General features: G+C 72.1%; 17 protein-coding genes. 10 read left to right on the top strand and 7 right to left on the bottom strand.

Annotation, left to right across the window (positions count from 1 at the left end; genetic code table 11):
• The first annotated feature begins 59 nt into the window (after nucleotides 1-59).
• The gene (locus ACMATS_RS09500) at nucleotides 60-1,493 is read left to right on the top strand and encodes an NCS2 family permease (protein WP_390778193.1); all 1,434 of its coding nucleotides are present in this window, start codon (nucleotides 60-62) and stop codon (nucleotides 1,491-1,493) included.
• Between the two features lie 10 nt (nucleotides 1,494-1,503).
• Nucleotides 1,504-2,652, top strand: a complete 1,149-nt coding sequence (locus tag ACMATS_RS09495; RefSeq protein ID WP_414167653.1) for an XdhC family protein — start codon at nucleotides 1,504-1,506, stop codon at nucleotides 2,650-2,652.
• Here ACMATS_RS09495 and ACMATS_RS09490 read toward each other — a convergent pair.
• The 3 genes from ACMATS_RS09490 to ACMATS_RS09480 form a co-directional block, all read right to left on the bottom strand.
• Nucleotides 2,614-3,447, bottom strand: a complete 834-nt coding sequence (locus tag ACMATS_RS09490) for an SGNH/GDSL hydrolase family protein (protein ID WP_414167652.1) — start codon at nucleotides 3,445-3,447, stop codon at nucleotides 2,614-2,616. The genes ACMATS_RS09495 and ACMATS_RS09490 overlap by 39 nt on opposite strands.
• Nucleotides 3,448-3,699: 252 nt before the next feature.
• On the bottom strand, nucleotides 3,700-4,035 hold the full coding sequence (gene cutA / locus ACMATS_RS09485) for a divalent-cation tolerance protein CutA (RefSeq protein WP_414167651.1): 336 nt from the start codon (nucleotides 4,033-4,035) through the stop codon (nucleotides 3,700-3,702).
• 29 nt (nucleotides 4,036-4,064) lie between these two features.
• Entirely contained in the window at nucleotides 4,065-4,511 is a 447-nt protein-coding gene (locus tag ACMATS_RS09480; RefSeq protein ID WP_390778189.1) for a hypothetical protein, read from the bottom strand.
• 554 nt (nucleotides 4,512-5,065) lie between these two features.
• On the opposite strand from ACMATS_RS09480, the gene mgtA reads away from it, so the two are divergent.
• Together mgtA and ACMATS_RS09470 are read left to right on the top strand one after the other, a co-directional pair.
• Entirely contained in the window at nucleotides 5,066-7,798 is a 2,733-nt protein-coding gene (gene mgtA, locus ACMATS_RS09475; protein WP_414167650.1) for a magnesium-translocating P-type ATPase, read from the top strand.
• A gap of 48 nt (nucleotides 7,799-7,846) precedes the next feature.
• Nucleotides 7,847-8,659: an MgtC/SapB family protein gene (locus tag ACMATS_RS09470; protein WP_414167649.1), complete on the top strand. Its 813-nt coding sequence runs from the start codon at nucleotides 7,847-7,849 to the stop codon at nucleotides 8,657-8,659.
• Nucleotides 8,660-8,822: 163 nt separating this feature from the next.
• Here the strand turns inward: ACMATS_RS09470 and ACMATS_RS09465 are convergent, their stop codons facing one another.
• The 3 genes from ACMATS_RS09465 to ACMATS_RS09455 all read right to left on the bottom strand — a co-directional run bounded on the left by ACMATS_RS09465 (nucleotide 8,823) and on the right by ACMATS_RS09455 (nucleotide 11,595).
• Nucleotides 8,823-9,545: an SDR family oxidoreductase gene (locus ACMATS_RS09465; protein ID WP_414167648.1), complete on the bottom strand. Its 723-nt coding sequence runs from the start codon at nucleotides 9,543-9,545 to the stop codon at nucleotides 8,823-8,825.
• A gap of 65 nt (nucleotides 9,546-9,610) precedes the next feature.
• Nucleotides 9,611-10,819, bottom strand: coding sequence for a ferritin-like domain-containing protein (locus tag ACMATS_RS09460; protein ID WP_414167647.1), 1,209 nt, complete (start codon nucleotides 10,817-10,819; stop codon nucleotides 9,611-9,613).
• Nucleotides 10,816-11,595, bottom strand: coding sequence for a DJ-1/PfpI family protein (locus tag ACMATS_RS09455; RefSeq protein WP_414167646.1), 780 nt, complete (start codon nucleotides 11,593-11,595; stop codon nucleotides 10,816-10,818). Before ACMATS_RS09455 ends, ACMATS_RS09460 begins: the two co-directional genes overlap by 4 nt.
• A 311-nt stretch (nucleotides 11,596-11,906) precedes the next feature.
• Between ACMATS_RS09455 and ACMATS_RS09450 the strand changes: the two genes are divergently transcribed.
• The 5 genes from ACMATS_RS09450 to ACMATS_RS09430 all read left to right on the top strand — a co-directional run bounded on the left by ACMATS_RS09450 (nucleotide 11,907) and on the right by ACMATS_RS09430 (nucleotide 15,913).
• A complete protein-coding gene (locus ACMATS_RS09450) occupies nucleotides 11,907-12,683 on the top strand; it encodes a cupin domain-containing protein (RefSeq protein WP_414167645.1) in 777 nt (258 codons plus the stop codon).
• Between the two features lie 20 nt (nucleotides 12,684-12,703).
• Nucleotides 12,704-13,264 (top strand): type 1 glutamine amidotransferase domain-containing protein, encoded by a 561-nt coding sequence (locus ACMATS_RS09445; protein WP_390778180.1) that lies wholly within the window; start codon nucleotides 12,704-12,706, stop codon nucleotides 13,262-13,264.
• A gap of 114 nt (nucleotides 13,265-13,378) precedes the next feature.
• Nucleotides 13,379-14,107, top strand: a complete 729-nt coding sequence (locus ACMATS_RS09440) for an HAD family hydrolase (RefSeq protein WP_390778179.1) — start codon at nucleotides 13,379-13,381, stop codon at nucleotides 14,105-14,107.
• A 25-nt stretch (nucleotides 14,108-14,132) separates the two neighbouring features.
• On the top strand, nucleotides 14,133-14,801 hold the full coding sequence (locus tag ACMATS_RS09435; protein WP_414167644.1) for a type 1 glutamine amidotransferase domain-containing protein: 669 nt from the start codon (nucleotides 14,133-14,135) through the stop codon (nucleotides 14,799-14,801).
• A 200-nt stretch (nucleotides 14,802-15,001) separates the two neighbouring features.
• Nucleotides 15,002-15,913, top strand: coding sequence for a LysR family transcriptional regulator (locus ACMATS_RS09430; protein WP_414167643.1), 912 nt, complete (start codon nucleotides 15,002-15,004; stop codon nucleotides 15,911-15,913).
• Nucleotides 15,914-16,010: 97 nt separating this feature from the next.
• Here ACMATS_RS09430 and ACMATS_RS09425 read toward each other — a convergent pair whose 3' ends face one another.
• Nucleotides 16,011-17,411 carry an MFS transporter gene (locus ACMATS_RS09425; RefSeq protein ID WP_414167642.1) on the bottom strand — a complete coding sequence of 467 codons (1,401 nt, stop codon included), beginning with the start codon at nucleotides 17,409-17,411 and terminating at the stop codon, nucleotides 16,011-16,013.
• Between the two features lie 98 nt (nucleotides 17,412-17,509).
• Here ACMATS_RS09425 and ACMATS_RS09420 point away from each other — a divergent pair, with 98 nt between their 5' ends.
• Complete coding sequence (locus ACMATS_RS09420; protein WP_414167641.1) at nucleotides 17,510-18,424, top strand: LysR family transcriptional regulator; 915 nt, start codon at nucleotides 17,510-17,512, stop codon at nucleotides 18,422-18,424.
• Nucleotides 18,425-18,467 lie beyond the last annotated feature (43 nt).

Here is an 18,467-nt window from a genome sequence, read left to right as displayed (position 1 = left end):
ATCGCGCAGTTCCCCGCGCCCCTTTCAGGGGCGCGGCTACCCCCCTTGGAGCGGGCTCCATGACCCAAGCGCCCGCACGGCCGGAGGCTCCGGTCGTGCAACTTCCCTGGCACGACCGGTACTTCCATATCTCCCACCGTGGCTCCACCCTCGCGCGCGAAGTGCGCGGCGGCATCACCACCTTCATGGCGATGAGCTACATCCTCCTCCTCAACCCCCTCATCCTCTCCGGCCCCGACGTCCGTCACCACACGCTCGGCCACGCCCCGTTGATCACCGCGACCGCCTTCGCCGCGGCGGTCTCCACGCTGCTCATGGGGTTCGTCGGCAAGGTGCCGCTCGCCCTGGCCGCCGGACTCGGCGTCTCCGGTGTGCTGTCGAGCCAGGTCGTGCCCCACATGACCTGGCCGCAGGCGATGGGCATGTGCGTGGTCTACGGCTCCGTGATCGTCCTGCTCGTCCTCACCGGCCTGCGCGAGCGCGTCATGGACGCGATCCCGACGGCCCTCAAGCACGCCATCACCATGGGCATCGGCATGTTCATCGCCCTCATCGGCCTGGTGAAGGGCGGCTTCGTGCACGAGGCCAAGGGCGGCGGCGGGCCCGTCACGCTCGGGCCGGCCGGGGAACTCGCCGGCTGGCCCGTCCTGGTCTTCTGCATCACGCTGCTGCTCGTCTTCATGCTCCAGGCCCGCAACGTCCCCGGCGCGATCCTCATCGGCATCGTCGCCGGCACCGTGCTCGCCGTCGTCGTCGACGCGACCGGCGTGTCCGGGCCGGGTGCCTGGCAGAACGGGCCTCCCCGGCTGCAGGGCGGCGCGGTGTCCATGCCGGACTTCTCCCTCTTCGGGCACGTGGAGTTCGGGGGCTGGGGCTCGGTCGGCGCCCTCACCGTCGGCATGGTCGTCTTCACGCTCGTCCTCGCGGGGTTCTTCGACGCGATGGCCACGATCATCGGCGTCGGGTCGGAGGCGCAACTGGCCGACGCGCAGGGCCGGATGCCGGGTCTGAGCAGGGCGCTGCTGGTCGACGGCGCGGGCGGGGCGATCGGCGGACTGGCCGGCGCGTCGGGCCAGACCGTCTATGTGGAGTCGGCGACGGGCGTGGGGGAGGGCGCACGCACCGGACTGTCCTCGGTGGTGACCGGACTCCTCTTCGCCGCCTGCCTGTTCTTCACCCCGCTGACGCGCATCGTGCCCGGTGAGGTCGCCGCCGCGGCGCTGGTGGTCATCGGCGCGATGATGATGGGCAGTGCCCGGCACATCGACTGGACGGACCGGGCCGTCGTGATCCCGGTCTTCCTGACCGTCGTGCTCATGCCCTTCACCTACTCCATCACCGTCGGCGTCGGCGCGGGCGTCATAGCCTTCACCGTGATCAAGGCCGCGGAGGGCAGGTGGCGCGAACCCGGCGCCTTCATGTGGGCGCTCAGTGCGGTCTTCACGGGCTACTTTGCCCTGCATCCGATCGAATTGTGGCTGGGAGCCACGTGAGGGGGGCACGGTGCTGGATCTGGCGGACGAGCTGGACCGCTGGTGCACGGAGGGCCGCGACTTCGCGGTGGCGACGGTGACGGCGGTACAGGGCAGCGCACCCCGGCAGCCCGGTGCGGCGCTCGCCGTCGACGCGGACGGCACGGCCGTCGGCTCGGTGTCGGGCGGGTGCGTCGAGGCAGCGGTGTACGAGCTGTGCCGGGAGGCGCTGGAGAGCGGGGAGCCGCTGACGGAACGGTTCGGCTACTCCGACGAGGACGCGTTCGCGGTCGGCCTGACGTGCGGGGGCGTGATCGACGTCCTGGTGACCCCGGTGCGGCGCGACGCGCCCTGGCGCGCGGTGTACGCCGCGGCGCTGGCGGCGGCCGCCCGGAAGGAGCGCGCGGCGCTCGTCCGGGCGCCGCACGGCGGCGCGTTGCTCGTGCGGGCCGACGGAGCCGTGGAGGGCACGCTGGGCGGCGGACCGGAGCGCGACCGCGCGGCCGCGGCGGAGGCCGCCGCCCTCCTGGACGCGGGCGGCCGCACCGCGCTGCTGGACCTCGGCTGCGACGCGCCCGTCACCGTCCTGGTGGAGCCGAGCGGGCCGCCGCCGCGCATGCTCGTCTTCGGCGCGATCGACTTCGCGGCGGCACTGGTCAGGGCCGGGAAGTTCCTCGGCTACCACGTGACGGTCTGCGACGCCCGCCCGGTCTTCGCCACCGCCCGCCGCTTCCCGGAGGCGGACGAGGTGGTCGTGGACTGGCCCCACCGCTACCTCGACGGGCAGGCCGCGTACGGGCGCCTGGACGCCCGTACGGTCCTGTGCGTCCTCACCCACGACGCGAAGTTCGACGTGCCGCTGCTGGAACGGGCGTTGCGGCTGCCCGTCGCCTACGTCGGGGCGATGGGCTCGCGCCGCACGCACCGGGACCGGCTGTCCCGGCTGCGCGAGGCGGGCGTGGACGAGGCCGGGCTGTCCCGGCTGCACTCCCCGATCGGCCTGGACCTCGGGGCCCGTACGCCCGAGGAGACCGCCCTGTCCATCGCCGCGGAGATCGTCGCGGTGCGCAGGGGCGGATCGGGGATGCCGCTCACCGGGACGCGGGCGCCGATCCACCACGACGGCCCGCCGGCCGCCGCGTCAGCCGCGGGAGGGGAGCAGCGGAAGGTAGCCGCGTGACTGCCCGTCGGCGGTGGGGTGGTAGGACTCCTCGACGGGGAACGTGAGGCTGTGCAGCCAGGGGTGGGGGTCGGCGGAGCAGATCTCGTGCCCGCGGAAGGTGGGGTTGGCGTCCACGAAGGCGAACCGGTGACGGGCGGCGGCCTGGACGGTCGCGGCGTTGAGCTCGTCCTCGGCCCGGTCGATCGCCGTCCGCTTGCGCTCGCTGAGGCCGATGCGGCAGCTGCCGTTGAGCTTGTAGAGGCGCGGGTAGCCGAGCACGACGACGTGGGCGGCGGGGGCCCGGCGGCCGATCTCGTCGTAGAGCTTGCCGAGCTTGTCGGGCAGGACGTCCGCGATGAACGCGCGGGACTCGTTCACACGCTCGATGCACGAGTCGTCGTCGGGGCTGACGGCGCAGTTCTGCATCACCTTGGCGAACCCGGCGTCGTTGGCCCCGGCCGTGAGGGTGACGAGCCCGGTCTGCCGGGAGAGCGGCCCGAGTTGCCCGTTCCGCACGTCCTCGGTGGTGGCACCGGAGCAGGCGGTGAAGGAGAAGGACTTGGGGGAGTGGGCCTTGGCCCAGAGGGCCGGGTAGGCCCGGGCGCTGCGCTTGCACTCCCCGCTGCCGAAGTCGTAGGAGCCGGCGCCGAGACCGGAGGAGTAGGAGTCGCCGAGGGCCACGTAGCCGGAGCCGTGCAGGGTGTCGGGCTCGGCGGCGGCGGTGGTCGCGGTGCCGGTGAGGAGGAGCGCGATGACGGCGCCGAGGAGAGCGGCGCGGGGCACGCGGCGGGGGGTGGGGTCCTGGGTGGTCATGTCCCGCCAACGAGGTGGGTGTTGGGCCGGACACGGGGGTGTGCTCCGCCGGTGGGGACTGCGCCCCGTAAGGGGCGCGGGGAACTGCGCGACAAGCCACCGACCGCCCGCAGCCGAAGCACCACCTCAGGGGTCCGGGGCGAAGCCCTGGGGGCACCTCCTGGGGGCACCCCCAGCGGTAGCTGGGGGAGGTAGCTGGGGGAACCTCGACTGCGGGTGCGTCGTGGCTGATCGCGCAGTTCTCCGCGCCCCTTACGGGGCGCTTCGCGTCTCGTCCCCGATCCAGGCCAGGTAGCCGGGGCTTCCGGCGGAGATCGGCACTGCGATGATCTCGGGGGTGTCATAGTCGTGCAGCGCACCGATGCGCTCGGCGACCCGCTCCACGAGCGCTCCTCGCGTCTTGAAGTCGACGCGCCACTCCTGCGCCTGCTCGACCTTCCCCTCCCACCGGTAGACGGAGGCGACCGGGTAGACCTGGGCACAGGCGGCCAGCCGGTCGCCGATCACCTCGGCGGCCAGGAAGCGGGCCTTGCTCTCGGCGTCGGCGGTCGTGGTCACCACGGCGTAGTCGGGGAGCGCTGGTGTCATGCGGGTGAGCGTAGCCCGCATCGCATCCGTCACCCGCGCCACAGGTACTCGGCGTACGTGCCGAACCGGCCGCCGCCCTGGGTGAAGTAGCCCCCGAACACCAGGTGCGCGGGATAGGTGTTGCTGCCGCCGAGCCACAGTGTGTAGACCTGCGTGGGGTTGAACGGGCGCACCAGCGTGAGGGTCCAGGTGGTCGCGTCCCACGTGCCGTTGACGTGCTCGTCGCTATTGATCACGTCGTACCGGAAGTCGGCCGTGACCTGGCCCTGGGTGACGCTCAGGATGTGCAACGTGCCGGTGGAACCATTGGCGTTGAGGCGGTAGAGGCCGGTGATGTCGACGTCGTCCCGGACCTGTGCGCTTGCCGGGCGGGTGTGGCCGGCCGGTGATACGCCGACGGCCGTGGCCGGTACTGCCGCGGCCAGCACGGCCAGCAGGGCGACGACCGTTCGTCCAGATCTTCTGGGTCTTCGCATCTGTCGCATGGAGATGCCGTCCCTTCGGTCCGGTGCACCTGAGCATGCCCATGCCCGTTACCGGTGTCCAGGGCGACGGCCGGACATTGCGCGGGTTGACGCCCTGCATACCTATGGCATGCTGGGCAGCGAAAGGTGCCGTGCAGGCCCGCGCTTCTGCGCGGCTTTTCTGTGCACTCCGCGGCGTACGCGCCGTGCGGCACCGACGCTGTCCGTACGAGCGAGGAGGTGATCGGGATGACCAGTCGGAGTCCCGAGGGAAGTCCTCGCTGCAGCGTACCTTCGTGCTGATCACTGTCTGATCACTGTCCGACTGATCGCATTTCGCTGTTCAGCGCTGTCGCGCGCATTTCCCCTCTCTGAGAATTCCTGAACGGCCGCCCCCGGCCTCGTCCCCGGGCACTTCGTCCTGCCCGCGCCGGGACCTTCGGCCTGTCATCCATCCGCTCACTGTCCGTGCCACGGTCGTCGGCCGGCCGCGCCGCCGGGCCATGCCTCGCCATGCCCCGCGGTGCCGCGCCGCCATGCCGTCGTGCCCGGAGAGAGGTTCCGCCATGACCAACACCGTCCTCACCCCCCAGAAGCTCGCACCGCCGGGCCGCGGCCGCCGTGACCGCAGGACCGCCGAACTGGAGGCGCGCACCCGCGCCGTCGGCGAGCGCCTCGTGCGCTTCAGCTCCATGCCCGCGCCGCAGGTGCTGCGCGACACCGACGCCACCACGCACGGCCTCCGGCAGGACGAGGCCGCCGAACGCCTGGAGCGCTTCGGCGCCAACGCCGTCGCCCAGGAGCGCACCCCGCGCTTCCTCGCCCAGCTGGCCAAGGCCTTCTGGAACCCGTTCATCCTCGTCCTCGTCGCCCTCGACGCCGTCATGCTCTGGCAGTGGCTGCAGGTCGCCGACGAGGAGCCCTTCGACCCGGGCATCGCCATCCTCGCGACGATGGTTCTGGTCAGCGGGCTGCTGCGGTTCTGGCAGGAGTTCCGCTCGGGCCGCTCCGCGGCCGCCCTGCGGGCGCTGGTCACCACGACCACCGCCGTGCAGCGCCGCGCCGGCCGTACCACCGAGCCGCTGACCGTCGAGGTCCCGATGGAGCAGGTCGTCCCCGGCGACATCGTGCGCCTCGCGGCCGGCGACCTCGTCCCGGCCGACCTGCGGCTGCTCACGGCCAAGGACCTCATGGTCGGCCAGGCCGCACTGTCCGGCGAGTCCCTCCCGGTCGCCAAGGCCGACACCAGGACCCGCGACTACGGCCAGCACGCCACCACCGACCCGGTCGAGGCCGACAACCTGTGCCTCATGGGCACGTCGGTCACCTCCGGCACCGCCACCGGCGTCGTCGTCGCCACCGGCGCGGACACCTACTTCGGTTCGATGGCCGGCTCGCTCGTCGGCGAGCGCCCGCAGACCAGCTTCGACACCGGGGTGAAGAAGGTCAGCTTCCTGCTGATCCGCTTCATGCTCGTCATGGTCCCCGTCGTCCTCGCGATCAACGGGTTCACCAAGGGCGACTGGGCCGAGGCCTTCACCTTCGCGGTCGCCGTCGCGGTCGGGCTCACGCCCGAGATGCTGCCGATGGTGGTCACCACCAACCTCGCGCGCGGCGCCGTCGCCATGGCCCGGCGCAAGGTCGTCGTCAAGCGCCTCAACGCCATCCAGAACCTCGGCGCCATGGACGTGCTGTGCACGGACAAGACCGGCACGCTCACCGAGGACCGCATCGTCCTGGACCGCTACCTGGACGTCCACGGCCAGGAGGACATGGAGGTCCTGGAGTACGCCTACCTCAACAGCCACTTCCAGACCGGGCTGCGCAACCTGATGGACCAGGCGGTCATCGACCGGGTGCTCGAGGCCGAGGAGGTTGTCGTCGACGCGCGCTTCACGATGGTCGACGAGATCCCCTTCGACTTCGCCCGCCGGCGGATGTCCGTGGTGCTCAGCCGCAACGACCTCGCCGGGCCCGCCGCCGAGCACGTGATCATCACCAAGGGCGCCGTCGAGGAAGTCCTCGCGCTGTGCACCCACATGACCGACGACGGCAGGAGGACCGAGCTCACCGACGAGCTGCGCCGCACGGTCACCCGCACCGCCGAGGACCACAACCGGCAGGGCCTGCGCGTGCTGGCCGTCGCCACCCGCACGCTGCCCGCCGAGAGCGAGACCTACACGGTCGCGGACGAGGCCGGGCTGACGCTCATCGGCTTCCTCGCCTTCCTCGACCCGCCGAAGCAGGACGCCGCCGAGGCGCTGCGCGCGCTGGCCGACAACGGCATCGCCGTCAAGGTCGTCACCGGCGACAACGAGCTCGTCGCCGCCCGCGTCTGCGCGGACGTCGGCATCGACGTCGGCGAGGTCGTCACCGGCTCCGTCATCGACACCCTCGACGAGGCCGGACTGCGCCGGCTGGTCCGCGGCACCACGGTGTTCGCCAAGACCAACCCGGTGCAGAAGGCCCGCATCGTGCGCGCCCTGCAGGCCGAGGGCCACACGGTCGGCTTCCTCGGCGACGGCATCAACGACGCGGCGGCGCTGCGCGAGTCCGACGTCGGCATCTCCGTCGACACGGCCGTCGACATCGCCAAGGAGTCCGCGGACATCATCCTGCTGGAGAAGGACCTCACGGTCCTGGAGCAGGGCGTGCTGCAGGGGCGCCAGACCTTCGGCAACACCATCAAGTACATCAAGATGACGGCCTCCTCGAACTTCGGGAACGTCTTCTCGGTGCTGGTGGCCTCCGCCTTCATCCCCTTCCAGCCGATGCTGGCCGTGCAGCTGCTCGTGCAGAACCTCGCGTACGACATCTCGCAGCTGGCCACCCCCTGGGACCGGATGGACAAGGAGTACCTGCGCAAGCCCCGCACGTGGGACGCCAAGGGCATCGGCCGCTTCATGCTCGTCATGGGACCGACCAGCTCCGTCTTCGACATCAGCACCTTCCTGCTGATGTGGCACGTCTTCGGGGCCAACAGCGAGGCGCACCAGTCGCTCTTCCAGTCAGGCTGGTTCGTCGAGGGCCTGCTGACCCAGACCCTGGTCGTGCACATGCTGCGCACCCGCAAGGTCCCGTTCCTGCAGTCGCGCGCCACCGCGCCCGTGCTGCTGATGACCGCGCTGGTCATGGCCGTCGGCGTCGTGCTGCCGTTCTCGCCGATCGCCTCGGCGCTCGGCATGCAGGCCCTGCCGATGAGCTACTTCCCGTGGCTGGTCGGCACCCTGGTGGCGTACTGCCTGCTGACACAGGGTGTTAAGACCTGGTACATCCGCCGGTTCAACAGCTGGCTGTGACGAGCCGATAGAGATCAGGGCGAGAACGAGGAAAGACGAGGGTGGATCGTGGTCGTGATCAATGAGTGGCACATGGCGGCCAACATCGGGGCCGGGCTGGGCTTCGGCGCGGTCATCGGGCTGGAGCGCCAGTGGCGGGCCCGGATGGCGGGCCTGCGGACCAATGCGCTCGTCGCGGCCGGATCCGCCCTGTTCGTCCTGCTCTCGCAGTACGGCTTCGTGGCGGCGACGAGCAGCACGGGATACGACGGCTCGCGCGTCGCCGCACAGATCGTCTCCGGCATCGGTTTCCTGGGCGCGGGCGTCATCATGCGCGACGGGCTGAGCGTGCGCGGCCTGAACACGGCCGCCACGCTGTGGTGTTCGGCCGCGGTCGGCGCCCTGGCCGGGACCGGGCTGTACGTGGTCGCCGGGCTGGGCACGCTGGGCGTGGTCGGCGCCAACACCCTGCTGCGGCCGCTGGCGCGCGGCCTGGACCGCGGGACGCGCGGCGGCGCCGGGGCCGAGGTGGCCACCGACTACCACTTCGAGGTGGTCTGCACCGAGCCCGAGGAGGCGCACGTGCGCACCCTCGTCGTCCAGGCCGTCGCCCGGCCCGGCTTCCTGCTGCGCTCGGTGCGCAGTCAGGACGCGGAGACGGCGGGCAAGGTGATCGTCTCGGCCGAGCTCACCACCGAACGCCGCGACGACAGCCTCCTGGAGGAGGCCGTCAGCCGGCTGTCCCTGGAGCCCGCGGTCTCGGCCGTGAGCTGGACGGTGCTGCACGCGCCGGATGACGGCTCGGACGACTCCGATGACGACTACCCGGCAGGTCGGGCCCGGCGGCGGGTGCGGAATCTTTTCACCGGGCGGTGGTCTTAGGGCGATCTGGGCCCCGTCAGGGGCGCGGGGAACTGCGCGACCAGCCGCTGACGGCCTGCAGCCGACGCACTACCTGGAGGTCCGGGGCGAAGCCCCGGGACTTCGACTGCGGGCGCGTCGTGGTTGCTCGCGCAGTTCCCCGCGCCCCTGACGAGGCGCACCGTCACACCGGCTGGCCGACCGGGCGCACCAACACCTGGTTCACGTCCGTGCCTTCGGGCTGTGCCAGCACCCACGCGATGCACTCGGCGATCGCGTCGGCCGTGAGTGCGGGCCCGGCCGGCCGGGCCCCGCTGGGGTGGCCGTCCCAGAACGGCGTCTCGACCCGCCCGGGCGCGATCAGGCTCACCCCGACCCCGTCCGCGGTGACCTGCATCCGGGTGTTCTCGGCCAGCGCGTGCACGGCCCACTTGGTGACGGAGTACATGTTGCCGGGTGTGTTCTTCACCCCGGCCACGCTGCCGAGGAGCACGATCCGGCCGCGGCTCTCCCGCAGCGCGGGCAGGGCGGCGTGCACCAGCAGGGCGGGGCCGAGGACGTTGGTGAGGACCATGTCGCGCCAGCCCTCGGGGTCGCCGTCGGCGATGCTGTCGTGTGTGGAGAAGCCGGCGTTGGCGACGGCGTGGTCGAGCCGGCCGAACCGCTCGACCGTGCCCGCCACGGCCGCGGCGACGGCCGCCGGGTCGGTGGCGTCGCCGGGCAGGGTGAGCAACTGTCCGGGCGCGGCGGCCTGTTCGGCGAGGGCGGCGAGCCTGTCGGCGCTGCGGCCGGTGGCGGCGACGCGGTGGCCCGCCTTGAGCAGCCGGTGCACGGTGGCGGCCCCGATGCCGGTGGAGCCGCCGGTGATCAGTGTGACGGGACTGTGGGCGCGGTCGTGGTCGGGCACTGGACGTCTCCCCGTGGTGTCGGCGGATATGTCGGGCACCGCGCGATTCTCCCGCAACCCGGGCCTCAGCGCGCCGCGTTGTTGCGGAACCGCGGGCCGTAGAAGACCGGCCGGCCGAGGTCGGTGTACTCGGCCAGCAGTTTGTACTCCTCGGGGTAGAGGACGTCCAGGCGTTCCACGGTCTCTGCCGGGATCTGCCGGCGCATGATGGTGAAGCAGGACAGGACGCGCATGTCGTTCATGCGCTCCACCGCCGCGCCGAGCGACGGCCAGGAGGTCTCCTCGGGGCCGTTCCAGGCCAGGTCCAGGGCGGTCATCATCGCGGTGCAGGCGGCGTCGAAGGCGTCCAGCTCCTTGCGGGCGGCCGGGGCGTCCGGGTCTGCCGCCAGCACGGCGGCGTAGCCGTCGGACGGCACGGCGAGGGTGTTGATGACCACGGGCCAGGGGATCTCCTGGCCCTGGAAGAAGGCCGGTTCGGTCTCCCGGGTGAACGGGATGCCGGGCTCGGGCGGCAGATAGCGCCGCTGGTGGCGGAGTTCGGCGAAGCGCGCGTAGTGCGAGCCCTCGTGCTGGTAGGCGCCGCCCGCCTCGACGGTGGCGGAGTGCGCGCCCTCGCCCTGGTCGGTGATGAGGTCGAGCGTATCCAGGAACTGCTCGACGGGGTCGGCGGCTTCGGCGTCCCGGCCGAAGACCGGGTAGCCCAGGTTGCCGCCGACTTGGTTGGCCGGGCCCCCGGCCCGTACCGCGCGGCGCACGGCGTCCGCGTTGGCGGCGAGGGCCTCGCGCAGGGCGTCGTAGAAGTGGCCGATGGTGGGGTAGGCCGGGCGCCGTTCCCGTTCGGTGAGCAGGAAGGCGGGGGCCTCGATGCGCATGAAGTCGGCCAGGTGGCGCGGGGAGAGCGGGGCGAGGACCGCCGTGAGGTCCGGCATCACGCCGCCCGGCAGCCCGGCGGCCGGCCAGTCGGGGGCCAGGCCGCCGATGGCGGGCGAACCACCCAGTGCCGCCAGCATGTTGGCGGCGGCGGCCATGTGGACCATCTCCTCCATCAGCACGCTGCGGATGATGTTGTAGGAGGGGTAGTTCTGCACTTCGAGCGAGTACATCGCGGCGGAGTACAGCGGCATGGTGGCGTGCTCCAGTGCGATCGCGGTCTGCAGGGCGCCGCGGATCCAGTCCAGGTCGCGCATGCCGGTGGGCGTCGTGCGGATCGGCGGACCCGGCCGCCCCGCGGCGGCCGGCGGGGTGACGGCCGTGACGACGGAGCGCGGGCTCACCGGCGGGCCTCCGCGGCGGCCGGCGCGTCCGCGGTCACGCGGGGCAGCAGCATGTCCTGGAAGTAGTCCTGGAAGGATTCCTCCAGTTCGGGGTGGTGGTAGAACTCCGGCCCCACTTCCTCGAAGATCACGTCGCCCAGGCCGCTGAGCGTGTCGAACATCATCGACACGATCGTCCCGGTCTCCCGCCCGAGGTAGTGCGCCACCAGGGCGACGGCGCCGCCGTGCACCCCGTAGGAGCCGGTGGAGGTCCAGATGCCGGTGGCGGGGTTGCCGATCCACATCCTGCGGCCCACCGGCACGTTGAACCCCTCGGCGCGCAGCCCGCGGGCGACGGCCGCGACGCAGGTGACGGGGGAGTCGTCCAGGACGCCCGCGCGGGCGAGCACGCCGACGCCGGAGCAGTTGGCGGCGACGACCCTGCCCGCCTCGTGGTGCCTGCGGATCGCGCCCAGCACCCGCTCGTCGGAGGTGAGTTCGCCGGAGCCGACGCCGCCGGGCACGTAGAGGACGTCGAAGAGCTCGTCCTCCTTCAGGGTCGAGTCGGCGATCACCTGGGTGCCCATCTGCATCGTGACGACGCCGGGGTTCAGCCCCACCAGCCGCACGTCCAGCTCCCGCGGCTGCACCTCCCGCTGCCACGGCGCGATGCCGCCGGAGGTCACCATGGCGGCGCCCTTGAAGATCTCCAGCGGGGTGATCGTGTCCTGCTCGCTGCACTTCTCATAGCCCAGTACCGCAATGGAATCGACGGTGCCGGTCGCTCCGGTCTGCACGGTGGCTCCCCCCTCGGACTCGCTGACGCAGCAGAGTGAATCAGCGGGGCGGCCGGGGCGGCAAATAAGGGAACCTGTGCGGGACATAAGCAGCACGGTGCGGAGATCCGGAATTCAACTTCGCATGATTCGCATGCAGTGCTGCACATTCCATGGACGGTTGCCGCACGGTTCATTATGGGGGGTGCCGGAAGAACTATTTGGAGGTCGATTCCCGCCGGGTATAGCGTCGGTCATGTCGGCCCGCGGAGCGAGGGGTTGGGGACGGTTTCGCCGGGGCGGGTGAAGAGAGCACGCAACAGGGGGGAACCGTGACCGAGCTCGCCGACGACCATGTGCCCGTGGCCGTGCGGGGCAATCCCGTCGTACGCATCGACCCGGGGCCGGGCGACTTCGCCGCGCTCCGGGACGCGGTGCGCAGGGGCAACCGGGTGGGGAACGAACAGCACGACGCCGACGCGCACCTCGACGAGGTGATCCCCAAGCCGTGGGGGCTGGAGTACCGGGTCTTCGCCGACGACTTCCTCGACGTGTGGCACCTGACGATCGAGGCGGGGCACGCCACGTCGCTGCACGTCCACCCGCGCAAACTCACCTATCTGCTCTGCCTCGCGGGGCAGGGCGTGACCAGGACCCTGTCCGGCGAGCACCCGGTGGGCGCCGGGACGGTGCTGCGGATCGGCGGCGGGGCGTTCCACTCCACCGTCTCCCTGGGCCCCGGGCCCCTCGCGCTGGTCGAGGTCGAGGCGCCGCGCAACAAGTTCGACCTCATCCGGCTGCGCGACGGCTACCGGCGGGAGAACACCGCGTACGAGTCCGAGCACCGGAAACTCGACGAACTCCCGGTCCGCCCGGTGCCGTATCTGCCCGAGGCGAGGATGCGGGACCGCTCGCCCTGCGCGGAATTCCGCTTCGACATCCGTGCCGGGATGGACATCTTCTACCGGCGGCGCCGGGAGGACCTCTTCCACATTCCGCTCGGGCCCACCGGAGTGGTCACCGGCGAACTGGACATCCTCGCACCGGCGCAGGGCGACATCCGGCGGCCGGCCGTCGACGAGTACTACCTCAGCCTTTCCATCGCCTGAAAAGAAAAGAAAGGAACGCCATGAACCGTCGCGCAGTGATCATCACCGGTCCGGGATTCCAGGACCACGACGTCGTCTACACCTACTACCGGCTGCTGGAAGAGGGCTGGCAGGCGGACGTCGCCACGAAGGACGGCGGCGAGGTCACCGGAAAGTACGGCATTCCGCTGCCCATGGACAAGACGGCCAAGCCGCTCGTCTCCTTCGACCAGCTGGACGTCGCCGCCTACGACGCCGTCATCCTCACCGGCGGTCACGAGGCCCCGGACCGGGTGCGCCAGGACGCGCGGGTGCTGGACTTCGTGCGCGGGATGGACGCCGCCGGAAAGGTCGTCGCGGGGCTCTGCCACGGCCCGTGGATCATGGTCAGCGCGGGGGTGCTCAAGGGCCGCACCGCGTGCGCCTACGTGGGCCTGCGGGACGACGTGATCAACGCGGGGGCGCACGTCGTCGACAGTGACGTGACCGTCGACGGGCACATCGTCACCTGCTCCTACTACGGCTACGTCGGCCGGTTCATGCAGGCCGTCTTCGAGACCGTCCGGACGCGGACGGGCGACCGGGAGCCGGTGGCCGCCTGAGCGTGCGGGCGGGCCACCCGAGCGCGGGGACGGGCGAGCCGTTCCGTCCCGAGAACCCCCGCCCGTCCCCGCGCACCCGGCCCTGCCCGGTCCCGGCCGAGGGAGGAACTTTCGATGCTCATACTCGACTTCGACGGCGTCGTCTGTGACGCTTTCGAGGAATGCGCGGTCGTCACCCGCCACGCCGGGGCCGATCCCCGGGCGACCGCCGCCGCACCGCCCGCCGAGCTGGCCGCCGCGCTCCCCCCGGCCTTCCTCGACCGGTTCCGCACCGTACGGAAGCACTCCCGGCTGCTGGAGCACTTCATGGTGGCGAACGACCCGCGCAGCGAATCCGTCCGCACCCAGGCCGAGTTCGACGCGCTGTACGCCGCACTGCCCGCGGACCGGTGCACCCGGCAGGCCGCGGGCGCCGCCGCGCTGCGTGCCGAACTCCGCCGCCGGCACCGCGGCCAGTGGCTGGCCATGCACCGGCTCTACCCCGGCATCCGCACCCTGATGGAACGGCACGAGCGGCGGACCAGCATCGTCACCGCGAAGGACGAGGCGTCCGTGTGGGAGATCCTCGCCCACCACGGCCTCGACCGGACGGTGGCGTCCGTCGTCGGCGAGTGCGCCGACAAGCGCACCGCGGTCCTGGAGCTCGTCGAGGGCGACGGACTGCGGCCCGAGCACGCCACGTTCGTCGACGACAACCTGCGCAACGCCCTCCAGGTGCGGGACACCGGCGCCCGCACGCTGTGGGCCTACTGGGGCTACCACACCGACGACCACGTACGCACAGCACTGCAGCGCCGCATGCGCCGGGTGTACCTGCCGGAACTGGCCCGGCTGACGGCCTGACCCACGACCGAAGAGAGGACTCGTCATGACGGTGAAAGTACGATTCGCCCTGACCAGCCACGGAGAGCTGGGCGACACCGGCCGGAGAACCGGCTTCTACGTACCCGAAGTCGCCCACCCAGCCCGGGTGTTCAGGGCTGCAGGCTGCGAGATCGGCTTCGTCTCGGTCCTGGGCGGGAACCCGCCGCAGGACGGCGTCAAGCCCGGCGACACCGTCGTCGCGGACTTCCTCCGGGACCACCGGGAGGCCCTGGCCGCCACGCCCGCAGCCGGGCAGGTGGCCGCCGAGGACGTGGACATCCTCTTCTACGCCGGCGGGCACGGCACCATGTGGGACTTCCCCGACGCCACCGCCCTGGCCGGACTGGCGGCCGGGGTGTACGAGCGCGGGGGAGTGGTGGCCGCCGTCTGCCACGGCCCGGCCGGGCTGGTGAACGTGCGCCTCTCCGACGGCAGTCACCTCGTCGAGGGCAAGCAGGTCTCGTCCTTCACCGACGCGGAGGAGGCCGCCGTCGGCCTCACCGGCGTCGTGCCCTTCCTGCTGGAGAGCACGCTCGTGCGGCGCGGCGCGAAGTTCACCAAGGCGGCCGACTTCACCGAGCACGCCGTGGCCGACGGCCGCCTCGTGACCGGGCAGAACCCGGCCTCCGCGCACCGCGTGGCCCAACTGGCCCTGGAGGCGCTGCGGCACTGACCGCGGCAGCAGGCGACACCGCAGCGACGAAGCACCGGCTTCCCGGGGAGGAGCTGGTGCTTCCGCACGATCCGGCGGCCCGGGGTCCGCAAAGACCGGTGCCGTCACCGGTGCCGTACTGCAACGGCTCGGCAACGCCGAGCGTCCGAGCGAATGAACAGCGAACACACAGATGATGGTGCAAACGGGGGGAAGCCACCATGCAGGAACTGCGGTTGAGCTGGTTGCGCACATTCGTCTCCGTCTACCGGCGCGGCTCGTTCACCCGCGCGGCGCGGGAGCTGGGACTCTCCCAGCCCGCGGTCACCCAGCAGATCCGGGGTCTGGAGAAGAAGCTCGGCAGACCGCTGTTCGAGCGGCTCCCGGAAGGGGTCCGCCCCACGGAGACTGCAGAAACGCTCATGCGCGACGTCCAGGCGCCCATCGACGCCCTGGGCGCGGTCGTCGACCGACTCGTGGCCTGCCCGAAGTCGATGAGCAGCAGACCCGTCCGCCTCGGCGGCCCCAACGAACTCCTCACCACCCGCGTCCTGCCCGCCCTCGGCGAACTCGTCCAGCAGGGCCTGCAGTTGCGGCTCGGCTTCGGACCCTCCGAAGAGCTGCTGCAGGAACTCGCGGACGGCCGCTACGACCTGGTGCTCACCACCAGGCGGCCGCGCGCCCGGGCCTTCTCCGCCCACCCGCTCTTCGACGAGGAGTACGTGCTGCTCGCCTCGCGCCGGCTGCGCGACGAGATCCCCGTGGACCGGCTGCCGGAGGAGGGCCCCGCGGTCCTGGAGAAGTACCCCGTCGTCGCCTACGCCGAGTCCCTGCCCTACCTGCGCTGCTACTGGCGCAGCGTCTTCGAGGACGTCCCCGGGACCGTGCCCGCCGTGGTGGTGCCCGACCTGCGCGGCGTGCTGGCGGCCGTACGCGCCTCGGCCGGCATCTCCGTCCTGCCGACGTACTTGTGCAGGGAGGAGCTTGTGCGCGGTGAAGTGGTGCCGCTGCTGGAGCCGGAGGTGCCGCCGATCAATACGGTGTACCTGACCACTCGGGCCGGGGGGTTGCCGCAGCCGCATGTGCAGCTGGTGCACGGGGTGTTGCTGCTGCAGGCGCAGATGTGGGGCTAGCGCCCCGCTGGGTGCGCAGATTTTCGGCTGCGGGTCGGTTTGGGTTGCTCGCGCAGTTCCCCGCGCCCCTTTGGGGCACGGGGTGCGGGGAACAGGATTACTTGGCGGCCGGCCGCGCCGCCGCCACCAGGCCCAGTGCCACGACGGCGCCCACGGCCAGCACCACCCCCGAGGCGTGCAGCGTGGCCTGCGTGCCCAGCACCGCGACACCCAGCGCGGCACCCGCCTGCCGGCAGGCGTTGAGCGCACCCTGGCCCGTTGCCGCCAACTCGGTCGGAGCCGCGGCCGACATGTCCGCGGTGGCACCGGGGATCGCCAGCGTGGAGCCGAAGGCCAGCAGCACCTGCGCCACGGTGATCAGTGCGAAGGGCGAGTTCTGCGAGCAGAACGCGAGCACCGCACCCGACGCCGCGTCCAGTGCCAGCCCCGCGTACAGCACGTGCCGGGCACCCCAGCGCGCCACGATCCGGCCGGTGAAGTACGGCATGAAGCACATCGGCAGCGTCATCGGCAGGAACGACAACCCGGTGTGCAGCGGGGACAGCCCGCGCTCGTTCACCAGCCACTGGGTCAGCGCGAACAGCAGCCCGTAGAAGAGGAACGAGGCCATTCCGCCTGCGATCAGGTCCGCCCGTACCCGCGGCAGCCGCGTCAGCGCGGGCGGCAGGGCGGGCGACTCGGCACGCCGTTCGGCCACGGCCAGCAGGACGAACGCCCCGGCCGCCACCGCCAGTGCGACGAGCGGCAACGGCCGTCCCCAGCCGTCCGTGTTGGCGGCGATCAGCCCGTAGGTCAGCGTGCCCAGCGCGAGGACCGACAGCAGCATCCCGGTGCGGTCGGCGCGGGCGGAGGACTCGGGCCGGTGCCCGCTCAGCCCCCGGGCCGCCAGCAGGGCGAGCAGCGCGATCGGCGGGTTCACCAGGAACACCAGCCGCCAGCCGCCCGCATCCACCAGTGCACCGCCCAGCACCGGCCCCGCGATCAGGCCGATGCTGCTGAGCGCCGCCCACGAACCCACCGCGCGCATCCGCTCCTTGGGCTCCGGGAAGAGCCGGGCCAGCAGGGCCAGCGAGGCGGGCACCAGCCCGGCGGCCGTCACCCCCAGCAGCGCCCGGCCCCCGATGAGCGAGCCGATGTCCGGCGCGGCGGCACACGCCAGCGACACCGCACCGAAGGCCACCAGCGCCGACCGGTACACGCGCCGCGGCCCGAACCGGTCCGCGATCACCCCAGCGACCAGCAGCAGACCCGCGAAGACCACGGTGTAGGCGTCGGCGGCCCACGGCAGGGCGGAGGCCGGAGTACCCAGGTCGTCCCGGACGTCCGGCAGCGCCACGTTCAGGATCGAAGTGTCGAGCAGCACCAGGAAGTTGCCCGCGACCACTCCCGCGAAGAGCAGCCCCGGCCTGCTGCTGCGAGGGGCCGCCCGATCCCCTGCGCCGGGCGGGACGGTACGCGCGGCAGGCGTCTGCGCCGCTCTGTCATTCGTAGTGGACATGCGCACAGGGTCGCGGTGCGGAAGGCATCGGGCCAGACCGGCTCTCCGATGGCCCCATCGGACTTCCCGATGGCACCCCGGAACGGCAGACTGAAGCCATGGATTCGCGCTACCTCAGGGCCTTCGTCTCGGTCGTCGACTCCGGCGGTATCTCGGCCGCCGCCGAACGGCTCGGCTGTGCCCAGTCCACCCTCAGCGTCCAACTGCGCCGCCTGGAGCAGGAGCTGGACGCCGAGGTGCTGCACCGCGGCCCCACGGGCACCACGCTCAGCGAGGCCGGCCGGCTGCTCCTGCCGTACGCGCGCGAGGCGCTGGCCCTGGACGAGCGCATGCGGCGCGCGGTCGGCGGCCGGGTGCCCCGGCTGCGGATCGGGGCGCTGGAGTCCCTCGCCGCCGCATGGCTTCCGGACATCCTCGCTGCCTTCGAACGCGGCGCGGCCGGCCCGGGCACGGGTGCCGAGGTGACGCTGCGGGTGGCGGGCCGGGGCCCGCTCCAGGAGGAACTGGCGGGCGGCGAACTCGATCTGGTCTTCCTGTTCGACAACGGGACGGGCGCGGTGGGCCCGTCCTCGGTCGTCGGCCACGACCGCACGGTGGCGGTCGCGGGCCCCGGGCATCCGCTGGCCGGAGTGTCGGAGCTGTCCGCGGAGAAGCTGCTGGACGAGCAGTTCCTGATCGCGGAGGCGGGCTGCACCTCGCAGATGCTCGTCGACCGCTTCGGCCGCGACCTGGCCCCGCACCTGCGGCTCGGCATGGTCACCGGCTCGCTGGCCGCACTGCGCCGGCTCGCCGCGCACGGGTGCGGGCTGGCACTGCTGCCGAGCCTTGCGGTCCAGCAGGACCTGGACGCGGGCGAGCTGGTCGAACTGGACGTGCGCGACGGCCTCGCCCCGGTCAGCATCGAGGCCCGCTGGCGCACGGGCCTGGGCACGGCGGAGCGGCCGGTGCAGGCACTGGTGGAACTGGCACGGCGGAACCGGCCGTGGGTGCCGGAGATGGCTCATACGGCGTGAGGCCTAGCGCCCCGAAGGGGCGCGGGGAACTGCGCGACAAGCC

This window comes from Streptoverticillium reticulum (assembly GCF_047456005.1).
GTDB classification, from domain to species: Bacteria; Actinomycetota; Actinomycetes; order Streptomycetales; family Streptomycetaceae; genus Streptomyces; species Streptomyces reticulum.
The sequence above is the reverse complement of the archived record's forward strand: the minus strand, read 5'-3'. Positions and strand labels throughout refer to the sequence as shown.

What these genes read in the sequence shown, in the direction of transcription:
- ACMATS_RS09500 (WP_390778193.1), top strand. Translation starts at nt 60, where the DNA reads ATGACCCAAGCGCCCGCACGGCCGGAGGCTCCGGTCGTGCAACTTCCC.
- ACMATS_RS09490 (WP_414167652.1), bottom strand. Translation starts at nt 3,447, where the DNA reads ATGACCACCCAGGACCCCACCCCCCGCCGCGTGCCCCGCGCCGCTCTC.
- cutA (WP_414167651.1), bottom strand. Translation starts at nt 4,035, where the DNA reads ATGACACCAGCGCTCCCCGACTACGCCGTGGTGACCACGACCGCCGAC.
- ACMATS_RS09480 (WP_390778189.1), bottom strand. Translation starts at nt 4,511, where the DNA reads ATGCGAAGACCCAGAAGATCTGGACGAACGGTCGTCGCCCTGCTGGCC.
- mgtA (WP_414167650.1), top strand. Translation starts at nt 5,066, where the DNA reads ATGACCAACACCGTCCTCACCCCCCAGAAGCTCGCACCGCCGGGCCGC.
- ACMATS_RS09445 (WP_390778180.1), top strand. Translation starts at nt 12,704, where the DNA reads ATGAACCGTCGCGCAGTGATCATCACCGGTCCGGGATTCCAGGACCAC.
- ACMATS_RS09440 (WP_390778179.1), top strand. Translation starts at nt 13,379, where the DNA reads ATGCTCATACTCGACTTCGACGGCGTCGTCTGTGACGCTTTCGAGGAA.
- ACMATS_RS09435 (WP_414167644.1), top strand. Translation starts at nt 14,133, where the DNA reads ATGACGGTGAAAGTACGATTCGCCCTGACCAGCCACGGAGAGCTGGGC.
- ACMATS_RS09430 (WP_414167643.1), top strand. Translation starts at nt 15,002, where the DNA reads ATGCAGGAACTGCGGTTGAGCTGGTTGCGCACATTCGTCTCCGTCTAC.
- ACMATS_RS09425 (WP_414167642.1), bottom strand. Translation starts at nt 17,411, where the DNA reads ATGTCCACTACGAATGACAGAGCGGCGCAGACGCCTGCCGCGCGTACC.
- ACMATS_RS09420 (WP_414167641.1), top strand. Translation starts at nt 17,510, where the DNA reads ATGGATTCGCGCTACCTCAGGGCCTTCGTCTCGGTCGTCGACTCCGGC.